4 protein-coding genes are annotated in these 4,772 nt (G+C 50.3%); 1 reads left to right on the top strand and 3 read right to left on the bottom strand.

Annotation, left to right across the window (positions count from 1 at the left end; all coding sequences use genetic code 11):
• Positions 1-278: 278 nt before the first annotated feature.
• From IM322_RS11160 to IM322_RS11150, 3 genes are all read right to left on the bottom strand, one after another.
• Positions 279-1,271: a PstS family phosphate ABC transporter substrate-binding protein gene (locus IM322_RS11160; protein ID WP_287675623.1), complete on the bottom strand. Its 993-nt coding sequence runs from the start codon at positions 1,269-1,271 to the stop codon at positions 279-281.
• 33 nt (positions 1,272-1,304) lie between these two features.
• Positions 1,305-2,384 (bottom strand): sulfate ABC transporter substrate-binding protein, encoded by a 1,080-nt coding sequence (locus IM322_RS11155; protein WP_287675622.1) that lies wholly within the window; start codon positions 2,382-2,384, stop codon positions 1,305-1,307.
• A gap of 118 nt (positions 2,385-2,502) precedes the next feature.
• Positions 2,503-3,177, bottom strand: a complete 675-nt coding sequence (locus IM322_RS11150; RefSeq protein ID WP_287675621.1) for a cadmium resistance transporter — start codon at positions 3,175-3,177, stop codon at positions 2,503-2,505.
• Positions 3,178-3,393: 216 nt separating this feature from the next.
• Here IM322_RS11150 and IM322_RS11145 point away from each other — a divergent pair, with 216 nt between their 5' ends.
• On the top strand, positions 3,394-4,632 hold the full coding sequence (locus IM322_RS11145) for a sulfonate ABC transporter substrate-binding protein (RefSeq protein WP_287675620.1): 1,239 nt from the start codon (positions 3,394-3,396) through the stop codon (positions 4,630-4,632).
• The last annotated feature ends 140 nt before the right edge of the window (positions 4,633-4,772 follow it).

The raw sequence follows: 4,772 nt of genomic DNA, 5'->3' as shown, positions 1-4,772 counted from the left end.
CTTGAAAACTCGGCTTAGGGGGTTCCGACCAGAAAAGCTTGGCCGGGTAAAAAGTCGCGCGCAACAAGTACAAGAAGCTATAGGCGGTCAACGTACCGTGGGACACACGGAATCGGGCTTCTGAAATGGGGCGAAAGTCTGCGGACTCTGTGTAAGACAGTACATGGTTTTTTAACTGTGGTATGCGACGGTGGTGGAAGCAGAAACTTAAATCGTGAGGTTTAGGAATCGCCGCACTTTTAGGGCGGCGAGGATGTCAAGAGTTTACTATTTCCTCCTTAGAAAAAGTTGATAATCGGTTCACCTGGCTTGGCATTTATAAAGGTCGATCCCGTTTGTCGTTTCTCGAATCGTTCCCGAGTTTTCACGTAGGCGAGATCGGGTAACGACACATAGCCTACACTGTCCACGTATTTCCAGGAATTATCCACAAAGAAACGCACGAAACGTTCAACCGAAGGTTTGCTATCCAGTGCCTTCTTGCTAACGTAAATGAAGAGGGGGCGAGTGAGGGGACTATAGGTATTGCGCTTGACGTTCTCCAAAGGAATGGGCTTAACACACTCTTTGCCCTCCAGATTTTCTAGCCCGACCACGTTTACCTTGTCTTGATTTTGCATTACGAAAGCGATCCCCGCGAAGGCGAATCCGTTGGCATTGCCGATGACTCCCTGAATCAGAGTATTTTGGTTAAAGCTGGGCGTATAATCGCTCCGAATATTCCCTCTTCTCTTGGTGATCGATTGGGTGAAATAATCGGTCGTTCCCGCGTCCACAGGAGGTGCGAATAACAGAATTCTCTCTTTGGGAAATTTAGGATTAACTTGATCCCAAGTAACGATTTTCCTTTCGGCTTCTGCCTCCCAGAGTGTCTTTAACTCTTTTCGAGTTAGGCACTTGAGAAACTTATTGTTTTTGTTCGCTACCAACGCCAGACCGTCCAGCGCCATGGGTAGCTCGATGTACTCGATTCCCGCCCTCTTACAGGCTTTCGATTCCGATTCCCGGATGACACGGGAAGCGACCCCAATATCGATGCTACCGTTACAGAGCCGGGTAAATCCCCCACCTGTACCGCTAAAGGCCACCCCGACTCGGGCGTTGGGAGCGACTTTTTGATATTCTTCGGCAACGGCGAGCGCTAGGGCGAAGCCCACGGCCCCCCCGTCCACGCTGACCTGTTGTTCCCCGCTTTCCGCTCTGTCGGCACAACCGGTCATCCAGTGGCCTATCAGTAAGAGGGGTAGATAAAAAAGACGGAATTGTTTCATAGACTTGATTGATAACAATATCGTTGATGGCTTTTAGGTGGGAGAATTCGCTCTGATTTGGTCGAAAATAGCTCCCTTCGCTAAAAACTCGTTACGGATCAAAGACCAACCCCCTAAATCTTGGGAGCTAAACAGGGTTTCCACGGGAGGTAATTTTGCTTCGGTGGCGATCGTGATAAAGGGATTGACCGATCGATAGCCCAATTTGGCGAATTCCTGTTGTGCCGGCTCGGAATAGAGGAAATCCACAAAGGCCTCGGCCACCTCTCGCGTGCCGTGTTTATCGACATTTCTATCCACCACCGCAACGGGATTATCGATCGAGATATTGACCGGAGGGACGAAGTAACTGGTGTCGGGTTGATTTCTGGCCGCTAGAATTACCTCGTTTTCGTAGGTGACTAAAACATCCCCCTTTCCTTCTTGGAAAAAGGCATTGCTGGCTTCCCGCGCGTCCCTGGCTAGGGTGGGAATCTTTTCATAGACTTGGCGGACAAAATCCAATGCCTGTTCCGGTTCGCCCCCCGTTTGCGTCACCGAACCCCAGAGGGCTAATAACTGCCAAATAGCGATCCCGGAAGTTTTCGGATCGGCGGATAGAACCGTAACGTCCTCTCTAGCCAGATCCGCCCAAGATTGAATCTTTTTCGGATTTCCCGCCCGTGTGACGATCGCTGCAACCGATCGACTCACCACTCCCCTTCTCGGAACCCGATCTTCCCAACTGCGATGAACTAACCCCGCGTCGGCGATGCGCGTCACGTCTAGAGGTAGGGCTAGATGTACCACGTCCGCCTCTTGTTTCCCCGCAATCACGTCATCGGCCTGGGCCAAGGAACCGCCGTAACTCCGCTGGAAAATGACTTTTTGGTTATGCTCTTTTTGCCATTTATCGACGAATTTCGGGATAATCTGGTCGTGAGCGGCTTTCGTGACCGAAAAGGAAACGAGATTTAATTTCACCTCTGGTTTCGAGGCGATCCCCCCTGACGTACAGGAAGCGAGCGCGAGCGCACCCAGCAATCCCAATACCAAGAAGGATACAAATCCCCGCCGCGATAGCGAATGGAAGCGACGAAATAGCGATCGAATTGATAACAGTGATACATTCATCGGGATTTTCTCGATAGGGTTGATCTAAAGGAGTTCTCGATTATCGCGATCTATTCTCTCTTGCTCAATTCTGACCCCCGTGCGAGCCAGAGATTGTCGATTTTTACAGGGGCCTAATTTAGCCGATGGGAATCAACAGGCGATAGGAGCCGTTATCGAGAATAATCCGTAGCCCCAACCACATCAGCACAAAGGGGAAAAGCTTACTCGCATAACGGCTGAGGACAACCGCGATCCCCGGTTGGCGGGTTAGATTATAGGAGAGAAATAACCAAGTACAAACGATTAAATAGCAGATCGGGATGATTACGGCTAACTGCGCCACGGTACTATTGGCGAATAGGGGAATGTAGATACCGAGATTATTGCCGCCATTGGATATCGTGACCGCGGAAACTTTATAGGTTTGGCGATCGCTGAGGACTTGACCGAGGGATAGTCTTCGCGAGGCGAACCCGTGAAATTGGGCGTTTCTTCGCAAATTCACCTTGCGATCTGCGGTTTCCCTCTCGTTATCGCGATTTAACGTCAGTAAATTTCTCACACCGATGAGGATAGGCAGGATTCCGAGAAGACCGATATAAATCGGCGGGATGATTAAGCCGAGTAGAAAACCCAGCAAGCTAACCGATACTAAGGCCGTAAACCCGAGTAACTCGCCGACGACAACGTGAACCGGGCGAAAGGTACGATTTACCTCGCTAAAGAAGCCGGTTAGATAAATATTGTCGTCGAAGGTGGTGGCTATGCCGGTGGCCACCGCGATTTTGACGATTTCGATCAACCAATCCATCCATACCACCTCGATCTCCCAAATGCGGGCGCAATTTCTTTTTGAAACTATATCATTTTGAATACATTTATAAATGTACTTTGTTACACAATCGAGGAGTCGTGGATTTTTATAGTATGTAGATAAAACTAATGGCAGCTATGCCGAGGGAGTTGGGAAACTCTTCTCTCTTGTCCCCTTTCCCGATAATAAATCTTGTTTTCTGCGAGAAATCCCATGCTCCACCGTTCGATCAAGTGTCTCTGGAAACCGTGGCGAAATTGGCGGGCAGTTCTTCCCGCGATGCTTTTTTTGACCAGCCTGGTCGGGAGCTTTCTCCTGGCTGGATTTTCCGACACGATCGCCGTCGGTCAAAATTCTCGATCGGATAACCCGATTCTGAACCTGGTCGATAGCTTTAAATTCCCCCGCAATACGACTCCCCGACTATTGGAAACCGTGGGATTATTTATCGCTGGAATTCTCTTCTGTATCGCGATCAATCGCTGGTTCAAACGCTCGACCCCCTCCGATATCACTCCCCTCGCCAAACAAGCGCGGCGGCTAGGAACCCTCAAGATCGGCTATCCCGAGGGTATGACCAATCTGGAAGTTCTCCGCGCCCAGGCCTTTCTCGAAAGACGCTTAAAACCCTTTGGGGTGACGGTAACGTGGACGAGTTTTCTGGCCGCTTCCTCTCTGATCGAGGCCTTGAGCAACGGAACGATCGACTTCTGCGGTGGTGGCGGTACGGCGAGTATTTTCTCCCAAGCGGCGGAACACGTCTTCGTCCGGGTAGCCAAGGAAAAATATACCGCCCCGAAAGGTCAGGCGATTCTCGTACCAGAGGATTCGCCAATACAGACCTTGGCGGATTTAAAAGGAAAAAGAATCGCCTTCGATCGGGGTTCGAGCGCCCATTACGTCCTCATCCGCGCACTGATGAGAGTGAATCTCGAATTAAGCGATATCGAACCGGTGTATGCGACTCAACCGGAAGCACTGGTGCTTTTTCGTCGCGGTGAGATCGACGCTTGGGTGGTGTGGGTTCCCTACTCGCCCACGGAGACGCGCACCTATCCAGGAAGATCGGTGGCCGATCTAGAGAGCATCTTTGGGGAAAACGCCTCTCTAGAAGTGCCGACCTATTATTATGCGGTTCCCGAATTGGTACGCGATTATCCCGATGTACTGAAAGTGATTTTAGAAGAGGTGAACGAGGCGGGTGCTTGGGCGAAACAACAGGAGTTAGAGGCGACGAGACGCTTGGCAGCTCACCACGAGATCGACCCGGTGATCGTCACTAATCTCGAACAACGGGCCTCTGAACGTGCCATTATCCCGATCGATGATCGCTCTCTGGCGGCCCTACAACACCAAGCTAATATCTTCCGAGACCTGAAACTGATCCCCCATCGGGTCAATGTGCGCGACGGAACCTACACCCTACAGACGAAACAAAATTGGACATATTAATAGTTAGTAAAAGTATAGTCAAATATAGACAGACTGAATTCCATTTCAGAAATTCCCTTCACTTTTACTTCGAGAGATTGATTCTCCTTGGGTGAACTACGCACCTCTCTATCCCATAGCGGTTAAACGCATTTGGGAAT

Origin of the sequence: Microcystis sp. M109S1, from assembly GCF_020247025.1 — a bacterium.
In the GTDB taxonomy this organism is placed as follows: Bacteria; Cyanobacteriota; Cyanobacteriia; order Cyanobacteriales; family Microcystaceae; genus Microcystis.
The sequence above is the reverse complement of the archived record's forward strand: the minus strand, read 5'-3'. Positions and strand labels throughout refer to the sequence as shown.

Bases quoted from the DNA above. Each gene is read 5' to 3' on its own strand.
- IM322_RS11160 (WP_287675623.1), bottom strand. From the start codon at position 1,271: ATGAAACAATTCCGTCTTTTTTATCTACCCCTCTTACTGATAGGCCAC.
- IM322_RS11155 (WP_287675622.1), bottom strand. From the start codon at position 2,384: ATGAATGTATCACTGTTATCAATTCGATCGCTATTTCGTCGCTTCCAT.
- IM322_RS11150 (WP_287675621.1), bottom strand. From the start codon at position 3,177: ATGGATTGGTTGATCGAAATCGTCAAAATCGCGGTGGCCACCGGCATA.
- IM322_RS11145 (WP_287675620.1), top strand. From the start codon at position 3,394: ATGCTCCACCGTTCGATCAAGTGTCTCTGGAAACCGTGGCGAAATTGG.